General features: G+C 46.7%; 24 protein-coding genes and 1 tRNA gene. 4 read left to right on the top strand and 21 right to left on the bottom strand.

Annotation, left to right across the window (positions count from 1 at the left end):
* Positions 1-34: 34 nt before the first annotated feature.
* The 14 genes from QUB51_RS20660 to QUB51_RS20725 all read right to left on the bottom strand — a co-directional run bounded on the left by QUB51_RS20660 (position 35) and on the right by QUB51_RS20725 (position 16786).
* Positions 35-105, bottom strand: a tRNA-Gly gene (locus QUB51_RS20660).
* A 151-nt stretch (positions 106-256) separates the two neighbouring features.
* A complete protein-coding gene (uvrC, locus tag QUB51_RS20665; protein ID WP_333058042.1) occupies positions 257-2356 on the bottom strand; it encodes an excinuclease ABC subunit UvrC in 2100 nt (699 codons plus the stop codon).
* A gap of 116 nt (positions 2357-2472) precedes the next feature.
* The gene (locus QUB51_RS20670; protein ID WP_333210979.1) at positions 2473-3225 is read right to left on the bottom strand and encodes an amino acid ABC transporter ATP-binding protein; all 753 of its coding nucleotides are present in this window, start codon (positions 3223-3225) and stop codon (positions 2473-2475) included.
* 161 nt (positions 3226-3386) lie between these two features.
* Entirely contained in the window at positions 3387-4583 is a 1197-nt protein-coding gene (locus QUB51_RS20675; RefSeq protein WP_333058039.1) for an amino acid ABC transporter permease, read from the bottom strand.
* Between the two features lie 133 nt (positions 4584-4716).
* Complete coding sequence (locus QUB51_RS20680) at positions 4717-5238, bottom strand: DUF29 family protein (protein ID WP_333058038.1); 522 nt, start codon at positions 5236-5238, stop codon at positions 4717-4719.
* Positions 5239-5413: 175 nt separating this feature from the next.
* Positions 5414-6628: an ABC transporter permease subunit gene (locus QUB51_RS20685; RefSeq protein WP_333058037.1), complete on the bottom strand. Its 1215-nt coding sequence runs from the start codon at positions 6626-6628 to the stop codon at positions 5414-5416.
* A gap of 297 nt (positions 6629-6925) precedes the next feature.
* Positions 6926-8011 carry an amino acid ABC transporter substrate-binding protein gene (locus QUB51_RS20690; RefSeq protein WP_333210981.1) on the bottom strand — a complete coding sequence of 362 codons (1086 nt, stop codon included), beginning with the start codon at positions 8009-8011 and terminating at the stop codon, positions 6926-6928.
* A gap of 317 nt (positions 8012-8328) precedes the next feature.
* Positions 8329-8556 (bottom strand): hypothetical protein, encoded by a 228-nt coding sequence (locus tag QUB51_RS20695; RefSeq protein ID WP_015178453.1) that lies wholly within the window; start codon positions 8554-8556, stop codon positions 8329-8331.
* A 308-nt stretch (positions 8557-8864) separates the two neighbouring features.
* Positions 8865-13970 (bottom strand): PAS domain S-box protein, encoded by a 5106-nt coding sequence (locus QUB51_RS20700; RefSeq protein ID WP_333262764.1) that lies wholly within the window; start codon positions 13968-13970, stop codon positions 8865-8867.
* A 202-nt stretch (positions 13971-14172) separates the two neighbouring features.
* Complete coding sequence (locus QUB51_RS20705; RefSeq protein ID WP_333058034.1) at positions 14173-14574, bottom strand: fasciclin domain-containing protein; 402 nt, start codon at positions 14572-14574, stop codon at positions 14173-14175.
* Positions 14575-14874: 300 nt separating this feature from the next.
* Complete coding sequence (locus QUB51_RS20710) at positions 14875-15243, bottom strand: hypothetical protein (protein WP_333058033.1); 369 nt, start codon at positions 15241-15243, stop codon at positions 14875-14877.
* Between the two features lies 1 nt (position 15244).
* A complete protein-coding gene (locus QUB51_RS20715; protein WP_333058032.1) occupies positions 15245-15607 on the bottom strand; it encodes a hypothetical protein in 363 nt (120 codons plus the stop codon).
* Between the two features lie 197 nt (positions 15608-15804).
* A complete protein-coding gene (locus QUB51_RS20720) occupies positions 15805-16245 on the bottom strand; it encodes an Hsp20/alpha crystallin family protein (RefSeq protein ID WP_333058031.1) in 441 nt (146 codons plus the stop codon).
* A gap of 253 nt (positions 16246-16498) precedes the next feature.
* Positions 16499-16786 (bottom strand): hypothetical protein, encoded by a 288-nt coding sequence (locus tag QUB51_RS20725; RefSeq protein WP_333058030.1) that lies wholly within the window; start codon positions 16784-16786, stop codon positions 16499-16501.
* A 186-nt stretch (positions 16787-16972) separates the two neighbouring features.
* Here QUB51_RS20725 and QUB51_RS20730 point away from each other — a divergent pair, with 186 nt between their 5' ends.
* From QUB51_RS20730 to QUB51_RS20740, 3 genes are all read left to right on the top strand, one after another.
* Positions 16973-17767: an MlaE family lipid ABC transporter permease subunit gene (locus QUB51_RS20730; protein ID WP_333058029.1), complete on the top strand. Its 795-nt coding sequence runs from the start codon at positions 16973-16975 to the stop codon at positions 17765-17767.
* Between the two features lie 63 nt (positions 17768-17830).
* Entirely contained in the window at positions 17831-18223 is a 393-nt protein-coding gene (locus QUB51_RS20735; RefSeq protein ID WP_333058028.1) for a DUF3119 family protein, read from the top strand.
* Positions 18224-18281: 58 nt separating this feature from the next.
* The gene (locus tag QUB51_RS20740; protein ID WP_333210992.1) at positions 18282-19613 is read left to right on the top strand and encodes a DUF3086 domain-containing protein; all 1332 of its coding nucleotides are present in this window, start codon (positions 18282-18284) and stop codon (positions 19611-19613) included.
* Here the strand turns inward: QUB51_RS20740 and QUB51_RS20745 are convergent.
* Positions 19600-19848 carry a hypothetical protein gene (locus QUB51_RS20745; protein ID WP_333058026.1) on the bottom strand — a complete coding sequence of 83 codons (249 nt, stop codon included), beginning with the start codon at positions 19846-19848 and terminating at the stop codon, positions 19600-19602. The genes QUB51_RS20740 and QUB51_RS20745 overlap by 14 nt on opposite strands.
* 8 nt (positions 19849-19856) lie before the next feature.
* Between QUB51_RS20745 and plsY the strand changes: the two genes are divergently transcribed.
* On the top strand, positions 19857-20537 hold the full coding sequence (gene plsY / locus QUB51_RS20750; protein ID WP_333058025.1) for a glycerol-3-phosphate 1-O-acyltransferase PlsY: 681 nt from the start codon (positions 19857-19859) through the stop codon (positions 20535-20537).
* A 22-nt stretch (positions 20538-20559) separates the two neighbouring features.
* On the opposite strand, the gene QUB51_RS20755 is transcribed toward plsY, so the two are convergent.
* From QUB51_RS20755 to acpS, 6 genes are all read right to left on the bottom strand, one after another.
* Positions 20560-21147 (bottom strand): Uma2 family endonuclease, encoded by a 588-nt coding sequence (locus tag QUB51_RS20755; protein ID WP_333058024.1) that lies wholly within the window; start codon positions 21145-21147, stop codon positions 20560-20562.
* A gap of 11 nt (positions 21148-21158) precedes the next feature.
* A complete protein-coding gene (proC, locus tag QUB51_RS20760) occupies positions 21159-22004 on the bottom strand; it encodes a pyrroline-5-carboxylate reductase (protein WP_333141028.1) in 846 nt (281 codons plus the stop codon).
* Positions 22005-22301: 297 nt separating this feature from the next.
* Positions 22302-22916 carry a cell division protein SepF gene (locus tag QUB51_RS20765; protein ID WP_333058022.1) on the bottom strand — a complete coding sequence of 205 codons (615 nt, stop codon included), beginning with the start codon at positions 22914-22916 and terminating at the stop codon, positions 22302-22304.
* Between the two features lie 117 nt (positions 22917-23033).
* Complete coding sequence (locus QUB51_RS20770) at positions 23034-23699, bottom strand: YggS family pyridoxal phosphate-dependent enzyme (RefSeq protein ID WP_333058021.1); 666 nt, start codon at positions 23697-23699, stop codon at positions 23034-23036.
* A gap of 72 nt (positions 23700-23771) precedes the next feature.
* Positions 23772-24041, bottom strand: a complete 270-nt coding sequence (gene pipX / locus QUB51_RS20775) for a transcriptional coactivator PipX (protein ID WP_333058020.1) — start codon at positions 24039-24041, stop codon at positions 23772-23774.
* A gap of 42 nt (positions 24042-24083) precedes the next feature.
* Positions 24084-24542 (bottom strand): holo-ACP synthase, encoded by a 459-nt coding sequence (gene acpS, locus QUB51_RS20780; RefSeq protein WP_333058018.1) that lies wholly within the window; start codon positions 24540-24542, stop codon positions 24084-24086.
* Between the last annotated feature and the right edge of the window lie 53 nt (positions 24543-24595).

The following is a 24595-nucleotide window of genomic DNA, read 5'->3' on the forward strand; positions in this document are numbered from 1 at the left end:
GATTTCTCAAGGGTTCTAGGTTTTTATAGACATAAGCGGGCAGCGGGAATCGAACCCGCATAGTTAGCTTGGAAGGCTAAAGTTTTACCACTAAACTATGCCCGCGCACAGAAACTAAACATACCACAAGTCTCTGGGGATTGCAATAGGCCTGTGCAAAATTTTTGAATACCTCCCTCACAGTGGCTGAATCGGGACTTGCTGCCCGATCGCCCCCTCAACCCAAAAATCCCCGTCTCCGATGCTGGGTAAGGCTTTACGGATGGAAATAATCGTAAACTTGCTGCGCCAGACGCGGCCCAATCCCAGAAACTTCTGCCAACTGTTCGGGAGTCGCTAAACGGAGATAGTCGATCGACCGAAAATGTGCCAACAATTGTTTTTGTCGGTGGTGTCCCAATCCGGGAATTTCATCAAGGCGCGATCGCTTCATTCTCTCGCTTCTGCGATCGCGGTGAAAACTCACAGCAAACCTGTGCGCCTCATCCCGCACCCGGCGCAATAATTGTACCCCCGGCTGCTCAGAATTAGTTGGCAGCGGCAAAGATTCCCCCGGCAAAAATATCTCCTCTCGCTGCTTTGCCAAACTGACAACGCGCAACTCTTCTAGCAAATTCATCTCCCGCAAAACAGCCACAACTGCTGACAGTTGACCTTTGCCGCCATCTATCATAATTAAGTCGGGTTTGTCCGAGATAGTACGAGAAACGGAGGATAAATTGCTGATTTTTTTCGATTTTCCTAAATCGCTAAATTCTTCTTCCTTATTCGTTCTATCCGTTATAAAATCCGTTGCCGAACTTTCTTCTTCCTTCAATCCTCGGAATCGGCGACCGATAACTTCTGCTAAACTAGCAAAATCATCAGAATGACCCGATTTAATTTCAGGATTTTTAATTTTGTAATGGCGGTAGTGTTGATTGGCGGGCAAACCGTCAATAAATACCACGCGGGAAGCTACGGCGTCAGAACCTTGAATGTGAGAAATATCGTAACCTTCAATGCGGCGAGGAACTTCTGGCAAATCGAGAATTTCTGCTAAATCTTCCATTGCTTGAGAATTGCGATCGCTCAATCTTTGCATTCTCGCCAATTCATACTCAGCATTGCGTTCCACCATCTCAATCAACTCAGCCTTAGTTTGCCGCTGCGGAGTCAAAATGGTAACTTTTCGCCCCTTACGGTTGCTCAACCAATCTGCTAATATTTCCGCTTCTGGCAATTCATACTGCACAGAAATTTCGCTGGGAATTTCTACGGATTCAACATTTTGATAGTGTTCTTCCAACACCCGCTGTAAAATCGCTCCGGCCTCTACCCCCCCTCGTTCCCCCCCTTGCCAAGGGGGGGAGGAAAGAGAAAGTTCAGATAACTCTTGCCCATCTTTTACAAGAGATTGAGATAACTCTTGCCCCCCCGCTTGTAGGGGCGGTGCCCCCGTACCCGCCCTGGGTTGGGAGGGTATTTCCGCCATAAATCCCAATCTTCCGACCAGTTGACCGGCGCGAATTTGGAACAATTGGACGCAAGCGTGCTGGGTGTCGGCCGCAAGTGCGATCGCATCTCTGGAAACCGTATCGTCGGGCAAAGACACTTTTTGACCCGCACTCAAAGACTGCAAACCCTTAATTTGATCGCGAATGCGCGCCGCCGTTTCAAAGTTTAAATCTTCGGCAGCTTGTTCCATTTGCGGCGCTAACAAGTCGAGCAATTCCTGAGTTCTTCCCTGGAAAATCATCGCTACTTTTTGGATTATTTTCCGGTATTCTTCAGGCGAAGTTAACCCTTGACAAACGCCAACGCAGCGCCCGATGTCGTAGTTCAAACAAGGACGGTCTTTAAATAGCGGTTGAGGGCGCTGCCGCAGGGGGAAAATTCGCTTAATTAAATGCAGCGTACTCCTCAGTGCCCCTGTATCGACGTAGGGGCCGTAGTAGCGGTCTTTTGCACTACCGGCGCGGCGTTTGCGGGTGATAAAAATGCGCGGGTATTCCTCCGACCAAGTGATGCACAAATAAGGATATTTTTTATCATCTTTGAGGAGTACATTAAAGTAAGGTTGGTGCTGTTTTACGAGGTTTGCTTCTAATGCTAAAGCTTCCGCTTCTGTATCGGTGGCGATGAATTCTATTTCGCGCACTTGCTGCACCATCATCGCGATGCGGGGACTGAGATTTTGGCTTTCGCGGAAGTAGGAACGGACGCGGTTTCGGAGTTTTTTGGATTTGCCGATGTAAAGGATGCGATCGCTCTCGTCTCGCATTAAATATACACCAGGAACCGCCGGGATTTCTTTGAGGCGACTTTCTAGGCGTTCCGAGTCTTTAACTAACGGCAGAGTTTTTGTGGATGGCATTGCAAGCTATCTCAGCAAAATAGAGACTGATTGTACACTCTTTTATTTTACCTTAATTATGTCTATTTTGACGGCTGCGACCGTCGCCAAACCCACCGACTACACTTGAAAATCTGTTACAGTATCTGAGATAAAAACTTGCGGGTGCGTTCTTCCTTCGGGTTCTGAAAAAACTCTTCTGGTTGGGCTTCTTCCACTAAAACACCGCCATCCATCAATACAATGCGATCGGCAACTTCGCGCGCAAACCCAACTTCGTGAGTCACCACCACCATTGTAATTCCTGTTTGAGCCAAATTTCGCATTACATCTAAAACTTCCCGCACCATCTCCGGGTCTAATGCTGATGTCGGTTCATCAAACAGCATGATTTTAGGCTGCATTGCTAGAGAACGTGCAATAGCGACCCGCTGCTGCTGTCCTCCAGACAACTGTCCGGGATATTTTTTTGCTTGTTCCAAAATGCCCACTCTTTCTAAGAGTTGCATTGCCACTTCTTCGGCTTTTTTCTTTGGCCAGCGGCGCACCCATACTGGCGCTAGCATGACATTTTCCAAGACTGATAAGTGGGGAAATAGGTTGAATTGCTGAAACACCATTCCTACTTCGCTGCGAATTGTCTCAATGTTGCGTAAGTCGTGGGAAAGTTCGATTCCGTCGATCGTAATTTTACCTTGTTGGTATTCTTCTAATGCGTTGAATGTGCGAATAAACGTCGATTTTCCCGAACCAGATGGCCCCATCACGACCACGACTTCGCCCCGGTTTACGGTCATGCTGACGCCGCGCAGTACGTGAAATTGTCCGTACCATTTGTGGACGTTTTCTGCTACGATTACCTGTTCTGGGGTTGTGGGTTTAGTTTGCATAGTTTGTCCTTTAAATAATGACGGATAATTATTGCCTGATGACTGTTGACTACTTCAGCGGAGGGGGGTTTATATATATTTGGGTTGGGAGGGGGCGGGTTTATATATATTTGGGTTGGGAGTTATATTTTGTTGGTGAACCCGCCCCTACAGACTGCGGACTAATGACTTTTTTCTAAAGTTCGTTCTATTTTGCGGCTTGCTAGGGAGATTGAGTAGCAAAATATCCAATAAATGATGCCGACGAATATGTAAACTTCGGCGTATCTGCCGATATAGGATGGATTTGCTAAAACTGCGCGGGATATTCCGATTAATTCTAACATTCCGAATAGAGATAGCAGGGAAGTATCCATAAATAATCCGATGAATTGACCGCCGATCGCCGGAATGACTATTCGCAGTGCTTGAGGCAGTACAATGAGAATTGTGAGTAGGGGTGTATTGAGTCCGATCGACCTAGCTGCTTCTATTTGTCCCCTGGGCACGGCCTGCAAGCCACCGCGCACGTTTTCCGCCAAGTATGCCGCACTAAATAAGGTTAATCCAGCAATCGCTCTAATTACTCTATCTAATTTCGGATATTCGGGCGGCAAGAAGAGTTGCAGCATCACTTGACCTAAAAACAAAATGCCAATTAAGGGTAAACCGCGAATAATTTCAATATATAATGTTGATAACAGTCTCACAACGGGCAAAGAACTTTGTCTGCCGAGTGCTAGCAATACTCCCAAAGGAAAGGAAAGCACAATACTAATAACTGCTAAAAAGAGCGTCAGCACTAAACCGCCCCAATCATTTGTTGACACTTCTGTCAAACCCAACCCGCCTTTAATTAGCCACAAAATTATGGGGAAGGAAAGAGCCCACATTGCAGGTATCCAACTCATTATTTTAGGGTTAATTTGTCTCCCCGTCCAATAGCTAGCAGCCGCTACAATAATATTGGCTAGCAGGTAAAAACGAGAGGTTAGGTCGATCGGCGAAATGACAGCACCCACAACTGCAGCACCAAGTATAATTAGTAAAGGCGGATTCCAAAGACGTTCTTGCCGCTGAATGTTTCCCCAAGTTAATCCTCCCAACAAGGCAATTATGGCCGTTACTATCCACAGCCGCCAGTACGATTCGCGGGGAAATCTTCCTGCGAAAAATAGTGGCAAGTTGGCTTCTAATACGCGCCATTGAGCTTTTGTTGTTGCCCAAACGATAATTCCTTTAATAGTTTGGAAGGCGATAATTAGGCAAACTACTGTCAGAATGCTGTTGTACCAGGTACTAAATAAATTTTTGCGCGCCCAATTCCAAGGGGTAGGCGATTCGGTGGCTGGGGGCGGTAATATGGGGAGAGTTTCCATCTAGCGGTTTTCAATCCTATATTTTATTAACCCGCGTAGGCGGGTTTTGTTTGTGTAGACGCGATTTCCAATCGCCAGGGGTTTTGTTTGTGTAGACGCGATTTCCAATCGCCAAGGCTAAAAAAAATCCTACTTATTTTCGCCGATTTATCCAATCTTCTCCACCTGGTAACTGACTTAAATGCTGGGCTAACACTGCGGGTAAATCTTTGGCGGAATGGATATAAGTCAAGTTCAATAACCTCACAGCAGTCTGAATAATCAGGTTTCTATCCATCATCTCTGCAAGTTGAAATTGACTATAAATACCATTCAATACTTCCTCCGCCGCCTCTGCAATCGCATCCTCAATCACCTCCTCCTCTATAAAACTCTCCCATTCATCAGAATTGATGTAATAAGATGTTTTATTATCTTTAATATTTGCCTTCTTAATTTCTCTGATTGAATTGCGAATCGAACTAGCCCAAGAACCAGTTAATCGCTGTTCAACTTGATTTTTAATCAAGTGAATCAGCAAAACATTTAAAAAAGATTGGATTTGTCGCAAAATTGCCTGTTTGCTCATTCCATCTAACTCATCGACTATTGCCAAAGCATCCGTATACCTTCCTTCCACTATGCTTTTTCTAAGAGCAATTAATTCTTGTGTCATTTGATGTTCCTCAAGTTTGATACTAGCAAAAAAAAGATAGTTGTTGTTGGTTATTTTTATTATTGTTTAGTCGTCAATTCACAAGTTTTCGTTACTCGGTCTCAGCTAAAGTCACTGTACGCCATTTAACGCGCTCTCCTTTGATTCCAATTAAAATAGATTAAATTTCAACTATTTACCTTTCCTTGATTTGTACAGTTTTATTGTACCAATTCATGAACAGAGAAACTATCAAACTAATTGTTAGATATGTTACCATGATAATTAACATTGCTTCGATCGCCCGACCGGTCTGATTCAACGTCGGAGATCCCACCACAAAATAAACGTCGGGATAAGCAACCGCAACCGCTAAACTCGAATTCTTAGCTAAATTCAGATACTGACTGGTTAAAGGCGGCACAATCACCCGCAAAGCTTGCGGTAAAATTACCATCCGCATCATTGTTCCAGACTTCAGCCCCAAAGACTTTCCCGCTTCCCACTGGCCTTTCGATACTGACTGAATTCCGGCCCGCACAATTTCTGCAATGTAACTGCCAGTATACAAGCTGAGTCCTGTCACCAAGGCAGCAAATTCTGGAGTGAATTTTAATCCTCCTTCGAGTTGCAATGTTGGTGTCAGGCGCGGAACATCTAGACGAAAAGGCAGATTTTTGGTGATAATCCAAGCTAAGATTGCACTTAGCCCGATCGCACCTAGAGCCCAAAACAACTGTCTTCCCGGCTTAGCTTCTTCCAACATCACCCGCGCCCGCCACATCCACAGCCCAGCGGCAGCCAAAACTCCGACAGTTAGCAAAATCAACCAAATCTCAAAACCCGGCAAAGCCACCGCTGTTGGTACAGCAATGCCGCGATTTGTCAAGTAAATCGGCCCCCTCATCTGCTGATTGTCTTCGAGTTTTGGCAGGGAAATGAAAACGGCAAAATACCAGAAAAATAATTGCAGCAATAACGGCGTATTTCGCAAAATTTCTACGTACAAACCAGCCAAACTCCGCAGCAGCCAATTGTCGGAAAGGCGCGCAATTCCTACAGTCAAACCCGCAACTGTTGCAAAAATAATGCCGAGACCCATCACCCGCAGCGAATTAATTAAACCGACAAAATAAGCTTGTCTGTAACTATTTTCGGGACTGTAGGGAATCACGCTTTCGCCGATGTCAAAGGATGCTTGGGAATTGAGAAAGTCAAATCCAAATGCAATCCCCAGTTGCGAGTAATTGGCGCCCAGATTGTCCGCGAGAATCGCGATCACAACTATTACTAAAATTAGGGCGATCGCCTGTACGGCTATTTTCCAGAAGCGATCGTCCCGCAGCAGTTTTGATATATCTTTAAAATTGGGAAATCTCTGGGCTTTGCCCGGTGGAGGTTCTGGGTTCATAACTTAAATTATATTTGATAAATCTGCTGGCAAATCCAGGCGAGATTGAGCTTTGGTGCGTGATATCGTTTCCGGTTGCATCGGAATTATTTAACCGCAGAGGGCGCAGAGAACGCAGAGGGAGAGAATACAGAGATGAATTATTCCGATGCTACCGGATTTGATATGACTTGATAGTTACTCGATTGGCGAGCGGGATTTTTCAAGTCACGCACTCTACATAGCTTTGGTGCGTGACTTGATAGTTACTTGATTGGCGATGGGGATTTTTACCGTCACGCACCCTACATAGCTTTACTAGCGGAATGGCGGCGAGTAAAGCAAACCGCCATCTTTCCAGAGTCTGTTTTGACCCCGTTCTAACTTGAGTGTACTTTTGGGGCCGAGGTTGCGATCGTACATTTCCCCGTAATTCCCCACTTTCTTCACAACGCGGACGGCGTAGTCGTTCGGGAGTCCCAAACCTTTACCTAAATCTCCTTCTGTTCCTAGCAAACGTTTGATGTTCGGGTCTGTAGTGCTTGCCACAATTTGGTCTACATTTCCTGAATTAATTCCCAAATCTTCAGCTTCAATCGCCGCGAAAACGATCCATCTCACCGCATCAGCCCATTTAGGATCGCCGCTTTTCACCGCTGGGGCTAATGGTTCTTTTGACATCACGATCGGCAAAACAACATTATTCTCGGAATTCGGCAGAGTTGTCCGCTTAGAAACAAGTTGCGATCGATCGGCAGTAACACCTTGACAGCGACCTTCTTGATAGGTAGCAAAGGTAGCATTCACATCTTCAAACACCACAGGAGTGTATTTAATTCCTAATTTTCGCATTTGGTCGGACAAATTTTGTTCGGTGCTCGTACCTGTCTGCACGCAGATAGATTTGCCCGCAAAATCTTTTAAACTTTTGATGCCGCTGTCTTTTTTGACCATGATGCTTTGAGAGTCATAAAAGATCACCGGGGCAAATTCCAGTCCGGTAGTGCTGTCGCGACTCGCGGTGTAGGTGGTATTTCGGCTGAGAATGTCGATTTCTCCCGCCTGCAAAACTGTAAATCTATCTTTAGCATTGAGCTTTCGGTACTCGACTTTTTCGGGATCGTCAAATATTGCCGCCGCCACAGCCCTGCACACATCCACATCCAGTCCCGAATATTTGCCTTTTTCGTCTACAAAGCTAAAACCCGGCAGTTCGCCACTGATGCCACAAATCAGTTTGCCCCGGCTGATAATTGTATCTATCCGGCTGGAACCTTGTTGCGAGTTGCCGCCTGCTGCAGTTGTTGCTGTTGTTTGTCCGGTTTGTGCCGATCGATCCCTACAAGATGCCAACGGTGCCACAAACAACACACTTGCTAGTAGCAGAAATCCCCATTTACGCATAGATTTTAATAGAACGCTTTCCTGACAATCCTACCTTGTAGCTGTCAGAACTGTGGGGATCGGCGATCTACACAGCTTCCGGTTTCAAATTAGCCGTTCTGCATCCGTTGCTGCACAGCGACAACTGCCCCGACTACCCGCCTGTTTTTTTTGAGCAAGCTGGGATCCCAAAGTTAGAAACCCGGTTTCTGGCTGGAGGTGTGGTCGTCAAACCTCAGATTTATCCCCGAAACCCGGTTTCTTTTCTGCTATTTCTGCCCAGCGCGAGGGAGAATCGCCTTTCCCTGGAATATTTATCCGATTTTGATTGAATCCGCTCACAGTAGCTCTGGTGCCAGCCGCTGCTCAGCTAAATCGCGGATTAGGGACAGCCGAGACTGGATGTATTCGTCCAACAAATCTGCTTCTTTGCCATTGAGCGCAGAGTTTGTCTTTAACTGCTTCAGCAGCCACTGTACCAGGGTGGCATCGTCTAAATTGACTAACAGAGTAGCTTGGGTGGTCTCAATTAATGACCAGAGTTGGCGTAACATGACTGGAGTCATAAAACCTCGTTGAGCGTAAATACGCACTTAATGGGCGGGGATAGCGAAAAGCTGGTCTTGGTGTCTCAAGCCGATAGACGAAAAGCACCCTCTGAGCCATCGGCTTAATGATTATTTTATATTTGACCACAATAACTTAAGACAGTAGTGTCGCAAGTTACAACACACAAGATGTTATAAGAGTTCCCAATTCCTTCACATTGAGATAAACATCTTGATAAAAGATTAACAATCTTTACACGCGCTCGCTCGCGGGGCTGCCAATATCCGCGATCGGGCTCCACGGGCCCGGTGCACAATAAAATTGACTACTCGGTAGCCACAAACTTTTGAACCCTCGCCAGAATTATTTCTAATTCAGCAATGATTTTTGTAGCCCCCTCCAAATCATTAGATTCAGCCAGACTTTGAAGCCGATCTGCCATATCGGGCATTAACCGCACCGCCGCCGTAGCGCTGACACCTTTAATTTGATGAGCGTGGCGGGCGAGTGTCTCCATATCTCCCAAGGCGATCGCCCCCTTAGCAGCTTCTAAATAACTACCAGTATCCACCACAAAAGTTTGCAGTATTTCCCGCTCAAACTCTACATCAGCCCCCGAAATTTCGTGCAAACGTGCCATATCGACTACCGATTCGATATCTGGTTCAGAGTTTTGAAGTTCCTCGGCCTTAAACTTGGGATTTCCAATTTTTAGTTTGACCGACCAATTTGCTAGTACCGATTTTAACTTTTCGATCGCAATAGGTTTGCTAATATAATCGTCCATGCCCGCCGCCAGACACTTTTCCCGATCGCCCTTCAAAGCATTCGCCGTCATCGCAATCACCACCGTCTTTTGATGTGGTTCCATCTTCCCAGCAGCATCTGCCGCTTCCCGGCGGCGCAATTCCAGCGTTGCTTCGTAACCGTCCAAAACCGGCATCTGACAGTCCATCAACACAATGTCATACTTTTTCTGAGCAACCATAGATAGCGCCTCTGCGCCGTTATTGGCGACATCCGCAGTGCATCCCAAAACTCTGAGTTGATTGAGACCAACTTTTTGATTGATAGGAGTATCTTCAACTAACAAAATCTTTAAACTTGCTAACTCCCGGCTGTCAATAGCTGAGGCTCGATTGGAAGTTGGATTTGCCGGCGGCTCCTCAATCAGCGTCATCGGGGCGATCGCATTCGCCAAGCAATCAAATAGTCGGTGAGCTTTCACAGGTTTAGTTAAATACCCGCTAAAACCGCTATCTACCAAGCGTTTCGCCTCTGCAAGCTGAGTCATTGAAGTCAGCACCACCCAATGCGTCTGCTGCATTGCCGGCTCAGAAATCCTCAAGCGTTCGAGACTTCCGGCCACCATTTCCGGCAACTGAATATCAACCAAAACGATATCGTAAGGGGAATTAACGCTAACAGCTTTGTACAGAGATGCGATCGTCATCCAACCGTTTTCCACCTCCTCAACTTCCATTCCCCACAAAACAGCCATTCTCACTAGCACTTTTCGCACAGTCGGCTTGTCGCTGGCAACTAACATTTTTCGCCCCGCCAGCACCGTTTCAAAATTCACTTCGCACGCTGTCCCGACAGCAGTTAAATTTTCCGTAACTGTCGGCACAGTAAACCAAAAAGTCGAGCCTTTGCCAGGGGTACTTTCCACACCGATTTGCCCACCCATTAACTCCACCAACTGCTTAGAAATAGCCAGCCCCAAACCTGTGCCACCGTATTTTCTTGTCGTAGAGGCATCAACTTGAGTAAAAGATTGAAACAGCTTTTTTTTGTCTTCGGGAGCAATCCCAATTCCTGTATCTGTCACTTTAAACAGCAGGAGCATAGAGTCACTGTTTTCTATTTTCAACGGCTCGATATTCTCTAAAATTCTCTGATTATCGGTGGCTGCCAATAACTCAGGATTACTAGCATTAGCAACCTCAATTACCACTTCTCCTGCTTCTGTAAACTTAATAGCATTGTTGATCAAATTAGTGAGTATTTGCCGCAACCGCGCTGCATCACCTTTAATTTGCACCGGCACGTCACTGTCAATCAGTGCCACCACTTCTATACCTTTTTCTTGTGCGGGAGTTGCCAACAAATCCAGCACTTCATTCATACAGATACTGAGGTTAAATTCTAGTATTTCTAAGCGCATTTCTCCGGCTTCCAGTTTGGAGAGATCCAGAATATCGTTAATGATGGAGAGTAAATTTTGACCGCTGAGTTTCAGCGTCTGTACAAAGTCAAGCTGTTCGGGAGTAAGATTCGTTTTCAGCAGCAAATCTGTCATCCCCATCACTCCATTCATCGGAGTACGGATTTCGTGACTCATATTTGCTAAAAATAGCGACTTCATTCGAGACGCTTCTAGGGCTGCTTCTCGTGCCTGCTGCGCTTGTTCAAAAAGAGTAGATTGCTGAATGGCGATCGCCAACTGCACGCTCAACCTTCCCAGCAAATCCATCTCAGAATCAGTCCAAACACGCGGAGCGCTACACTGATGGGCAATCAGCAATCCCCACAACCGATTTTGGCTCGTTTCCAAACTCCTTCCCGGCAGTTCACTTCGAGTTTCCGGCGAATATTCTGCTGCCAAACCCTGACTTTCATCGCCTATAAAAATTGGTACAACTACATTAGCCCTTACCTGCAAACTAGCGAGTAAATCTCGGTGTTCATCGCTCAAATTGGCAGTATAAATATCTGCCATTGCTTGAATTGTTCCTGGACTGTACAGCCATACAAAATTTTCCCCAAAGGATGTTCTTTGAACTTTTCTGCCCAGCAGGGGCATCCAATCATCCCCTACAGATTCCACAACAACAACCGCTGTTTCCTCGGAATCAAAACGATAAATTATCGTGCGGTCAGTTGCCAGCAACTGCCGCACTTCTTGTACAGCAGTGCTCAGAGTTTGAGTGAGGTTGAGAGACTGCCGGACTCGCTGGGCGATCGCCGAAACCAGCCGTTCTTGTTCTGCTTGTTCCCGCAGCATTCTCTCAGCTTGCTTGCGTTCGGTGACATCGCGAATTACCGCAGCAAAGCACAGCGGCTCAGTGGTTTGAGGGTGCTTGACCAGAAAAGCATTCATCACAACATCAATGGGCTGTCCGGTGGCCAAGTGCTGCATTTGACCTTCGCCTTGCCACTGGCCCTGACTGATAATTGTTGGTAAAATCTCTTGACTGAATTTCTGTTGAAAATAGGGCCCAATATAATCCCAAATCTCCGTATAAAGCACTGCCGAAAGATTCTCTACCCCCACCAGTTTTCGTCCGGCTTCGTTGACAAACAGCGTTTTGCCTTTCAGGGTAGCCATACTGATAAAATCGCTGCTGTTTTCAATCAGCGACACAAATTTTTGCCTTTCTTCTTCTCCTTTTTTGCGTTCAGTAATGTCGCGCTTGACGCAGACGTGACAAATTACATCGTCGGCGTTGTTAATCACAGAGTATGCCGCAACGTCGATCGCCAGCGTGTGGCCTTTTTTAGTGGAGTTAATAATTTCGCCCCGAAAACTTCCTGTTTTTGCTAAACTTTGGGCAATTGCCAAAAAGCGATCCCCCGCAACCAGCGGCGAAGCTTCTGCTTCTAATTCCGCGTCTGTGTATCCTAGAAGCGTTTGGTGAGCAAGATTTTGTTCGACGAAAAACCCGTCAGCATCAATAATGACGATCGCATCGTTGGAGTTTAAAAATATTTCTCGGTAAAGTTTTAGTTTTTCCTCAGCTCGCTTGCGTTCGGTGATGTCTCTTTTGACATTTACGTAGCAAACTACATCCCCAGCATCATTTAAAACCGCAAAAGCCGAAACCTCCACCTCAACTGTTCCTTCTTCCACAGCCTTAATACAGGTCATTTCGCCTCGGTAACTCCCAGTTTCTGCCAAGCTTTGCAGCACAGACGTAAATGCCTGTTCTCCCATGTGAGTTGCAGGCGTTTTTCCCCACAATTTAGACGAACTGTAGCCCAGCAAAGCAGTGTGAGCTTGATTTGTTTCTAAGTAATAGCCTTGGGGGTCTAAGATCGCGATCGCATCGTTGGATTTCAAAAATATTTGTTGATAAAGTTGCAGCTTCCGTTCAGCTTGTTTCCGGGCGCTAATATCCGTGAACAAGCCGTAGTAAACTATCTCCCCCGATGCTTGAAATTCGGGCTGGGAAGCTCCTTGCACCCATTTAAGTTTTCCCGACGGAGTGACAATTCTTCCTTCCCAGCGCCAAGGCTGCAAGTTTTCAGCAGAAAGCGTCACCGAGTTGAGAAAATCATTTCGATCTTCGGAATGAATCATGTCAACAATTACATTAAAATTCTGCTGAGCAGCCTCTGGTTCTATTTCATACAATTCTCGGCAGCCCGCGCTCACAAACGAGAAGGCCATCGAGCCGTCTGGATGTAAGTCAATTTGATATACCGTACCGGGTACGCTAGCAGTAATTTTTTGCAGTTTGGCTTGGCTTTGATTCCTGGCTTCATCTGTGGCCTGCAATTGACCAATCTCTCTAGAAAAACCCAAAACCCCAAATATATTACCCTCTGCATCGCACAGTGGCACTTTTTGCGTGTCAAAGATGTGCTGTTTGCCACCTTCAAAGACGATCGCCTGGTAGGGATTGTGAACCCTCTCCCCAGCCAGCACAGCTCGATCTTCCTCGCGGATGCCCCTAATTGAGTTGTTGCGATCGCCAAAGACTAATTCGGCACAAAACCCTAATTCAATATCATCTTTGCCGATTATTTCCTCAACATTTTTCCCCACATATTCCGCAAAACTTTGATTGACAAAAATGTATCTAAAATTTTTATCTTTCGCAAAAACTCTGTCCGGCGCATCGTCCATTACAGCCCGCAACAATAGTTCTTGACTTTCCGAATCCAGAGCAAAATTAGTTTTTAGTTTATCCTTGACACTGGTCGTTTTAGCTGCTAATGTATTTAACTGTTTTTTTGCACAAATTTGAGCGACTGTGTGGAGCAAACAAAGGTGTTCCAAATTAAAAGCATTTGCCTGCTCTGCACCAATGAAAAATACTCCCAACCATTCTTCACTTTCATCCAGGTTGGCTGGTGCCATCAATACCGACTGAAACTGAGCAATTGGTGGCGGAGCGATGTTGTGCGCCCAGTCCCGATTGCCGGCGAGCCATTCAGCGCGAGCAACCTGCAAGCGCTCTTCAATTTCGGCTTTGGCGCTAGCAGTTAAGGGCTGTGAGTGTTCCAGGTATAGTCGATCGTCCGGTGGCGTCAAAAGGGCGATCGCCGCGCCAGGAATGAGGCGATCGAGATATGCCAGACACGCAGACCAAATTTCATCAGCACTGAGACTGGTTTGAACTTTTGCAGTAAGTTCGTTGAGAACTTGCAGTTCCAAGGTACGCTGGCGGACTTGTGCTTTGAGGCTGGCGGCTAGGATTTGCATAGTGCTCACCACGCTGGTTTGCTTATATTATAATTATTGATTTTTTAAATTTTTCAAACAATCATCTTAAAATACATCCGCCGAAAAGACAACTTTTTGATATTGAAATTACCTTCAACCGATAAATAAAAAGCGTGCGATGGGAGCAAATCGGCACCGCAAAGCACCAGGTTCGCTCCCGCAGCGAGATTTAACAGCGAAATTATCCCATTAAAATCACGTTATCGATGACGTGGATGACGCCGTTGTCTGCTTCGATATCCGCAGCAACAACTGTAGCATTTTTCACCTCAAAACCGTCCGAACAATCAATTTTAATCGGCGAACCTTCCAAGGAAGTAACAAAACCGACTTTTGCCAAATCAGCCTTCATAAACTTCCCCGATACCACGTGAAACATCAAAATCCTGGTTAGTTGGGGAACGTTCTGCACTAGGGTTGTGATAGTTCCCGGCGGCAATTTCGCAAAAGCATCGTCAGTGGGTGCAAAGACAGTAAAAGGGCCCGGACTTTTGAGCGCGTCTACTAAATTAGCTACTTGCACCGCCGTTACCAGGGTTTGAAACGAACCCGCACCTACGGCAATATCAACAATATCAGGCATTGTGTTTTACCTCATCTGGGAAAAAGTTCTATTAAGTATCGTAAACTGATTTGGTTACTGGTTATATCAAATCTGTTATAGCAAGCCTAAATCATTTGTGAATTTCTTACTCCCTCCCCTTGATAAGGGGAGGGTTGGGGTGGGGTAAAAAGTTGACGACTCCTGCAAGGATGGCTATAGGATCGGAATAATTCATCTCTCTTATCTCCCTCTGTGTTCTCTGCGTTCTCTGCGGTTAAATCATTCCAATGCAACCGGAAACCATATTATTGGTTATTTGTACAATACTGCTGGCGTACCCTATGCCAAAACCTCTGTTTCTAAATCTGCTCTTGGTGAGTTAAAATTATCTCCTTTGTGAATGCTAAAACTGCCGTACAGAAGAGAAATTTCAAAAATATCTGTATGAATCAAAGCTGCTTTCCGGTGCGCGTTTTCACCCAAATGAATGCCAATCAAATCAGCTTCAGTATCTGTGACATCTTCAGGATGGAACACCTCCCAACTGATGTCTCGGCAGTCATGAAATACTATGCTATAAGGCAATCGATCGCCTGTCGGATCGTAAATACATTCAAATAAAATTTCATTCCCCCACAAAGACACATTGACATTTGCGATCAGGGATGTAAGTCCACCTAAATTAAGCAAGTTGTAGTCATCGGGCATATTAATTACTCACTTTTTCTCCAGTATTGTGCGTCCCAGGAATCTTATTGCCAAATTCATCGCGTGTTTTGACCAAGCTGCCATCTTTGTCAAGACGCAAACCTTTGTTTATTTTTCGGCCATCTGAACCGTATCTGGGAGGTGGGGTGCGTACAACTTCACCATCAGGACGGATATTGACTCGCGAACGATCGGCAAATTCGTATTCAAGATAACCCCCTTCAGTAGTTCTGATTTCTGCACCCAGCCCGCGCAAAAAGTCATCGACTTCTTGGCGAGTCATCCCGGTTAAGTCTCCAAATTCAGATGCAATTCCATTACCTCCAACTCCCTGACTCGGCACGCAAGTCTCCTCACCAACCATTGCTTATTGGAGTTTAGCACAGTTATAAACTGGGAAAAAGAAAGTTCGGCAACGAGCAATGTACGGGATGTAACGGATAAATGGAAGAAGGAAGATGGCAGAATTATTCCTCAAACTCACAATTACCAATTACCAATTACCAAAACAAAGAGGGCGCATACCGCACGCCCTCTCAGCAATTAGCCAAAAATTATTTATTAGCCGATTTGAACTTTAACCACGCGGTTCTTTTCCGCTTCCGCTTTGGGCAAATTCAGGTGCAAAACTCCATTTTTGTACTCAGCTTCTACGCTGTCATTTTGAACCCGTGCGGGTAGGGGAATCACCCGGCGGAACGAACCGTAACGGAACTCAGAGCGAGTCATGCCTTTATCTTCACTCTTAGTTTCCAGACGGCGTTCGCCGCTAATAGCAACAGCTTCTGCGGTTACTTGTACGTCCAAATCCTTAGCTTCCATGCCCGGAACTTCTAATTTAAGGTGGATGGCTTCGGGAGTTTCATCGAGTTCGGCGGGGGGTACAAAAGCAACACCGTTAGATGCGCGATCGGTTGCCGGTGTCAAGCTATCAAACAACCGATTCATTTCTCGTTGCAAGGAGTCCATTTCCCGCAAAGGTTCCCAACGAATAAGTGCCATAACTAATACCTCGACTATCTGAAGTTTTTATGGTTGAGAAACACTTGACTCAACCTGTATTTAATATATTCCAGCTCCCGAAACTGGGGGATTCGGTTTTCCGCAAAAAGGCCGATCGCATTTCCGAACATTCGCGATCGGTATTGTAAAATCATCAAAAGGGGCGGGTATCCGATCCAACCCGAACCCAGCAATTTTAGATTTTAGATTCGATCGAGGAATTCCCATCTAAAATCTAAAATCGAAGGTTCGATTAACTCCACCGCGAATGCTGATAAGAAGCGTAGGTATCAAACAAAGCACCCACCAAACCAAAAGTTAGACCGATGACGAAAAAACCCTGGAGGGGACAGCCGCTGCCGAAAGTAGCTAAGAACTGCAAAATCAGCTCTTCTCCAGAACGACCAACTCCTTGGAGAGCAGGCACGAAGCCAATCAGCGAAAAGCTAGTCAATCCCCCGCCGATTAACAATAAGGGGGCGACAAAGCTCAACAGGCCCGTCAACAGTACAGAGCGAAGAAAATTGGGAAAAATGCTCATAAGAGTCAGTAAATTCAGCTAAACTGCCGAAAGGTGCAAGCAAACAAAACTTGTCCTTTTCTACGATAGGCAGCGATCGCCCTCCGTGGCCAGTTCTGTCAGAAATCTTAAATGTTATAGAAAAAACTTGTTTAAGATTTGTAGATAGATTTCATTTTTGGCAGTTGTTCTACACTCGAAATCCCCTTGAGCACCACTACATCTTCCAGCCTCAGTTTGTGGAGTCGGCGGTTGCTGGCAGCAGCTTTATTGGGCGGCCAAGTTATGCTGCACTTGCTGAAGGGCAAAATTCACCGTCGCAACACCATCGACCAAATGGCAGCAGTCGGCCCGGAATCTCTGCTGATTGCTTTGCTGACTGCGGGTTTTGTCGGCATGGTATTTACTATTCAGGTAGCGAGGGAGTTTATTAACCTCGGGGCCGGCAATGTCGTAGGTGGCGTTTTGGCTTTGTCTTTGACTCGCGAGCTCGGCCCCGTCTTAACAGCGGTAATCGTGACGGGACGGGTAGGTTCGGCTTTTGCGGCGGAAATCGGCACGATGCAGGTAACAGAACAGATAGATGCCCTGCTGATGCTCAAAACAGACCCGATCGACTATTTAGTAATTCCCCGCGTCATTGCTTGCTGCTTGATGCTGCCAATTTTAACCATCATGTGTCTCGTCACGGGCATCCTCGGCGGACTGCTGATTGCTACGACGATGTACGGCATCTCTCAAAACGTGTTTTTAGAATCAGTCCGCAATTTCCTGAGTTTGTGGGATATTTGCAGCGCGGCAATTAAGGCTTTTGTATTCGGTGGTTTGATTGCTGTAATCGGCACTAGCTGGGGCTTGACCACCACCGGCGGGGCAAAAGGCGTCGGCCAATCGACTACCACAGCGGTGGTGACGGCTTTACTGGCTATTTTTATCTTTAACTTTTTGATGACATGGCTGATGTTTCAGGGCACGGGCTCTAGCGTACTCAAAGGCCTGTAAGCTAAGAAACGGATAAAATATGAATAATTGGCAACATTAGTTTACTACCCTTGATTTAAACCCGTGACTACAACAGCCTCTTCGACTGCGCCGACAAGTACGATCGAACTCGCCCCGAGTTATGCGATTCCCCTAGTCCTGGTACTGGCGGCCGTACCGCTACTGTTCGTGCAGAAGTGGGTGAGTTTGCCACTTTCTGTGTTCGGCTTGTTTTTGATGTACCAAGCCGCCACCATCCGGCTACAATTTACCCCAACAGATTTGGACATTTATCGATCGTCCAACTTAATCCGCCGCTTTCCTTACCGAGAATGGCAAAATTGGCGGATATTTTGGCCCGCTGTGCCGATTTTGTTCTATTTCAAAGAAATTAACAGCATTCACTTTCTGCCGGTTCTGTTCGATCGTAAAATGCTACAGACCTGCTTAGAACAGCGCTGTCCCCGTCAAGACTAAAAAAGTTGTTAATTTTTAATTTTTAACTTTTCCGTGCCCACGCCGAACAAAATTTCCCATGAATTCAGACGAATCTCCAACCCAAGAACCGCAACCACAACCAGCCACCCCAAGCGGTGACGGCGAAGTCGATTTACCCGTGAATGAGACGGAGTACCAAGTTCTATCTCAAACACAAGATTTGTGGATCGACGAAAATGAACTGCCCGCCCAACTCCCGGCAGAAACAGACCCGCCGCTGGACGAGGAAGATGCCGAAATTGCCCAATTCGTGGACGAAGCAGGCGCACTAGCCCAAATTGCGCCCAACACCGACGAGGCCGAATCAGAAAGTCCGATCGCTCAAATCGAGATTCCCACAGACTCCCAGCCAACAGCAACCGCAGAAATGGTAACGCCCATCCCAGAAAATGTTACCGAACAGTTGACAGAGAGAATCAAAGAATTGCAGCAGCAAGAACAAGCTTTGACTGAAAAAATTGCCGCCTTGGAAGCCGACAAAGCCAATGCTATAGAAGCGTTGGGCGCGGCTCAAACATCGATCGGGCGTTTGGTACAAGACGGCTTGATTCAACTAGATCAGCGCAAACAAGCGCTACAAATCGAAGTAGAAAAACTAGAACGCCGGCGCGATCGAATTCAGAAGGAAATGCGAACCACTTTTGCCGGCGTTTCCCAAGATTTAGCAATTCGAGTCCAGGGTTTCAAAGACTATTTAGTAGGCAGTTTGCAGGATTTGGCCGCTACCGCCGAACTCTTAGATTTGACACCGCCGACGCAAGAGACACCACAGCGAACTGCTGCTGAGGAGTCTCAATCCTCAGCACCGGTAAATCCCAAATTTGCCGAACAGGGATTTCAAGAACAAGCCAAACAAATTCGCCGCACCCTCGATCAATATCGCACTGTCCCCGACTACTACGGCCCGCCTTGGCAACTCCGCCGCACTTTTGAACCCATCCACGCGGAACGAGTTTCTAACTGGTTTTTCACCCAAGGAGGAAGGGGCGCTTTGCGGACTATGGGTTCGCGCTTGCAAAATATCTTGATTACTTCGACAATTATTTCTGTACTCAGAAGCGTCTACGGCGGACGGGTGCGGACTTTGGTGCTCGCCAACAGTCCCGAACGTTTGGGAGAGTGGCGCCGGGGTTTGCAGGACTGTTTGGGCATTACTCGCAGCGATTTTGGCCCGGAAAGGGGGATTATTATGTTTGAGTCTGCGGAAGCTTTGGCTCAAAAAGCCGATCGACTGGTGAAAGATGGCAAATTGCCCCTAATTGTCATTGATGAAACTGAGGATTTAATTAGTTTGTCAATCCTGCAATTTCCGTTATGGTTGGCCTTTGCTGCCGATCCGCAAACTTTGACGACTGCTAAGGATTTTTGAGTAAGTCCGGGCGAATATAATTCGCTGCTATACAAACTTTCGTCCGCCTGCGTGGACTGAAGAAACTCAGAGGGAAATTGACCGGAATTGGTTGTTCCTTCTTCTTCCTTCTTCCTTCTTCCTTCTTCCTTCTTCCTTCTTCTTCCTTCTTCCTTCTTCTGCCTTCTGCCTTCTGCCTTCTGCCTTCTGCCTTCTGCCTTCTGCCTTCTTCCTTCTGCTGTACACGAAATCTCAAATAAAAAAATGGCTAGCTGGATAATTTTAAATGGCGCACTGTTAATAGCAGCTTATCTGCTTGGTTCGATTCCGACTGGGTACGCCTTGGGGAAATGGATGCTGGGAATTGATATTCGAGAGGTTGGTTCGGGTTCGACTGGTGCGACTAATGTACTGAGGACTTTGGGCAAAGGGCCGGGGTTGGGGGTGTTGTTGGTGGATGTGTTGAAGGGGGTAAGTGCGATCGTCCTAATTCGCTATATTTACTCTCTCACTTTTACCAGCCAGCTAGCAACCGCCGCCGGTTTAGAAAATATTGCAACTGTCCTCCCTTGGATGGCAACTTTGGCGGGTTTCTCGGCTGTTTTGGGCCACAGCAAATCAATCTGGCTGGGGTTTACGGGGGGTAAATCTGTGGCTACGAGTTTGGGAGTTTTGCTTGGTTTGTACTGGCCCGTTGGTTTGGGAACTTTCGGAATTTTTGGAATCGTGTTTGCGGTGTCGCGAATTGTTTCTTTAAGTTCGATTATCGGGGCAATTAGCGTGGCTGGATTGATGTTTGCTTTACATCAGCCCCTGGCTTATGTATTGTTTGGCATTGCGGGCGGTGTGTTTGTAATTGTGCGGCACCGCAGCAATATTCAGCGGCTTTTGAATGGTACGGAACCAAGGATTGGGCAGAAATTGGAAACAGCAGCTAGCGATTGATCTGAAACAGCCTGACACCTTTTCAATTATTTCCCATAACGGGCCCTAGTTCCAACACAAATCCGGGCAAAATATCTTCCCCTGACAGCGTAACAGGGGACTGCAATATTTCTATTTCTCGATCGATCCTATAAATCTCCACACTCCGCGTTTGCGGGTCAATCAACCACCCCAAACAAACGCCATTTTCCCGATATTCCTGCATTTTCTCTCGCGTTTCTCGGATAGAATCAGTGGGCGAGCACAATTCCACTACAAAATCAGGACACAGTGGCGGAAATTTTCTTTTTTGTTCGGGAGTTAAAGCTTCCCATCTTTCGCGTTTTATCCAAGAAGCATCGGGAGAACGAGTTGCACCGTTTGGGAGTCTAAAACAGGTGGAAGAGTCAAAAGCAATTCCTAGATTCGGATTTTGGCGACTCCAAGCTTGCAATTGATAGGATAAATCCATATTACGGTTGCCCGTTTCTCCTCCCGTTGGTGGAACCATCAGCAGTTCTCCTTTTGCATTCCGTTCAAATTTATAATCGGGGTGATGTTGGCACAGTTCGTAAAACTGATCGTCTGTCAACTTGATCCACGGACTTAAATCTAATTTTAAAGTCAGCATGGCACTAACACCTATTTACCCAATTCTTGAGAACGCAAACAAGCTGCTTTCACTGCTTCGATTAGGGCAGAACGAAAGCCGTTACTCTCTAGTTTAGCAATTCCGGCAATAGTTGTACCGCCGGGACTCGTAACTTGATCTTTCAATTGTGCCGGGTGCATTCCCGTTTCTTGCATTAGCTTGGCCGTACCGAATACTGTTTGCAGCGCTAATTGAGAGGCGATCGCCCGTGGCAGTCCTGCACAAACTCCGCCATCTGTCAAGGCCTCTATCAAAATTGCAACATAACCAGGCCCGGAACCCGAAAGCCCAGTCACCGCATCGAGCATACTCTCAGGTACTTCTACCACTTCTCCCACGGCCTGAAAGATGCGCTTTACCAATTCTAAATCAGCCGGTTGCACGAGTTTTCCCGGAGCGATCGCGCTCATTCCCGCTCCTACCGTGGCTGGAGTATTCGGCATCACCCGCAGCACTCCCCGCCCCGGAAAGGCTGGTTCCAGCTTGCTCAGTGGCACTCCGGCCAAAATCGACACTACTAGCGCTTCTGGCTGGGAATTAGCCGTTTCTCCATTATTTCCCTGTTTGCGATCGGCCGCCACCGCCAACTCCAAAGCTACCGTATCAAAAACTTGCGGTTTAATCGCCAAAAACAGCACTTCTGTAGCCGCAGCAACTTCTAGATTGCTGGCTGTTGTTCCAATCCCGTATTTGTTAGCCAAAAACTCGCGGCGTTTTACCCCAGGCTCGCTCACCAATATTTCTGAAGGTAAATAAACTTTTTGTGCAATTAAGCGGGATAAGAGAGCTTCTCCCATTACCCCGCCGCCGATCGTACCAAATTTTATGTTAGTCATTAGTCATTAGTCATTAGTCATTAGTCATTAGTCTACAGTGCTACCTTGTAGGGTGCGTCGCCCGCAACAATTTACAAGTTCGATCGAAAATTAGAAAGCGACGCACCTTACTATTTTATGCTAGTCATTAGTCATTAATTATTAGTTGCCATTAATTATCAGTTCTCCGCCTTAGCTAAGAGTTAAGCGCCCAGAACTAAGGATACAAAATTCAGGATCTCGCTAGTTAAAAGCTTACTGGCTAATAACTAAAGACTAAAGACAGATGACTAATGACTAATAACTACTGACTAATAACTACTGAGCGATGGTAGCTTGTTCTGCCGGCCAGACTGTCGGTGCAGGAGCAGCAGCACGAGGGCGTCCTTGAGCAGGAGGCACTTCGTGAACCACACCAGACTGAGTTCTCACCTGCACGCAGCTAGGCGTAAACAAGAAAATACTTTCGCCAATTCGCTCTTGATGACCGTCAAGGGCATAAGTACCGCCCGCCACAAAGTCCACAGCTCTTTGCGCTTGGTCTGGGTCCATCACCGTCAGGTTCAAAACCACAGACTTCCGTTCCTTAAGGGCTCGAATTGCTGCCGGCATCTCTTCAAAAGTGCGCGGCTCCATTACTACTACTTCCGAAATCCCGTTCATAGCTCCAGGCATTCCAATCACGTTATTCATTACTGACCCTACTCCCCCGGTTGGTGCAACTACATCCATACCTGTCGATCCTACTACTGACCGCTCTCGCATTCTACGATTTTGACGACGTTCTTCTTCCGCTGCGACTGCCGCGGGGTTGGGTTCAGGCGCTTGGTAGAAGTTCTGATAGCGCTCCCCTTCAGTTTCGTCGTACACGTCATCGTACTCAGGCTCATTGTTGATCCCTACAAAATCTCGCAGTTTAGAAAAAATATTCATGATTCACGCTCCTTTACGACTTTGCTGCCCCGACTATACTCGCGTTGCGCGTTAGTCGCGGGTGGCTGACTATTCTATATTTAACCCAAATTGTCTTTATCAGAAGATTTCAATTATTTATCCCCTCCTAGAGCCAAATAAGGTTTGTCCTAGCCGTACCATAGTAGCACCTGCTTGAATTGCCAAATGATAATCTCCCGACATCCCCATCGAGAGCTGCTGCATTTGAATGTAGGGCAAATTTTGCTGCTGGATTTTGTCAGCAAGTTCGCGGGTGCTGTTAAATAATTCTAGGATTTGGGAGTCATCTAATCCCAGCGGAGGAATTGTCATCAAACCTTGAATTTTGATATGCTGACATTTGTTGAGTTCTGGAAGGTCAGCCAGCAGTTCTGGAACGCTCCAGCCGTATTTGTCCGGGTCGGGCAACATTTTGACCTGCAGGCAGACTTGGGGAGAGCAGGACATTTCCCCCGCCAAGCGCGAAAGTCGCTGAGCGAGTTTTAAATTGTCGAGAGAGTGAATCCACTGGAAATGCTCTAGGGCCTTGGCGGCTTTGTTGGCTTGCAAGTGCCCGATCAAGTGCCAGTTGATATCCGGTAAATCTTGCAGTTGGCTTTGTTTTTCGGCAGTCTCTTGAACCTTACTCTCGCCAAAATCCCGGATACCGCCGTCGTATGCTTCGCGGATAGCATCAGTCGATACCTGTTTGGTAACGGCAATTAACCGCACTGATTCCGGCAAGTGTTGGCGAATGCTGTTAATTCGAGAGGCTATGGTCATGGGTACTCAACGCTCTTGACGGGAGGGAAGGAAAATTAAGACTGTTACCAATTACCAAATTACTGATTTTCGTTATTGAAATGTACGCTGGTGAATGGTTTGCAATTGGTCGTACTCGTGATATTGACCGCTGCGACGCAGGGTTCGCAGGCGAATTTCGACCATGAGGCGAGCGTCGGAGCGGCTGATTGGTTCAAATCTCAGCCCGCCAGGGCCGTTTGTCACCAAAAAAAACAGGCGTTGGGCGTATAGGGTGGTAAATAATTCTTGGCTGTCTTCAACCTGGGATACCCTGAAGAGGAGGCCAAAGTTTGGATGATTCAGGTAAGTTTCGGTAGTCATTCACACTCACAATCTATCAATTTTAGATTAAAGATTTAGATTTTAGATTTTAGTTTCGCTCGATCGCTCGACAGCGTTGTTTGACGGCGGGGTACAAAGGGCGATCGCCGTAGCCGTGCAATAGTCTCCGTCGTGGCTGAGGCTTAATTGCCACTGGCAATTTCCCCAAACAGAGGCTTGTGCTGCTGCGGCTCCGTGCAGTTGCACGTTTGGAGCACCGTTTTCGGAGCGCCGAATTTCCACATCTGCATACCGTATTCCCCGCCATCCCGTGCCTAGAGCTTTGACAACGGCTTCTTTTGCTGCCCAGCGGCCCGCTAGCTGGTTGCAGGAAACTCGATTCATTTTACCTTTAATGCTGCTGTGTTGAGAATTTTGTTGTCCGCAATCCCTTTGTTCGGCGGGCGTGTAAACTTTTTCGAGGAAGCGATCGCCAAACCGGTCTAATGCGGCTTGAATGCGCGGAACATATACGATATCTGTCCCAAGATAGATGTTCAAGGTCTTGGTTCTCTAAATATTTGTCTCCATTACTTTAGCAGGACTGTCGCGCA

This window comes from Microcoleus sp. AT8-A3 (genome assembly GCF_036705675.1).
In the GTDB taxonomy this organism is placed as follows: domain Bacteria; phylum Cyanobacteriota; class Cyanobacteriia; order Cyanobacteriales; family Microcoleaceae; genus Microcoleus.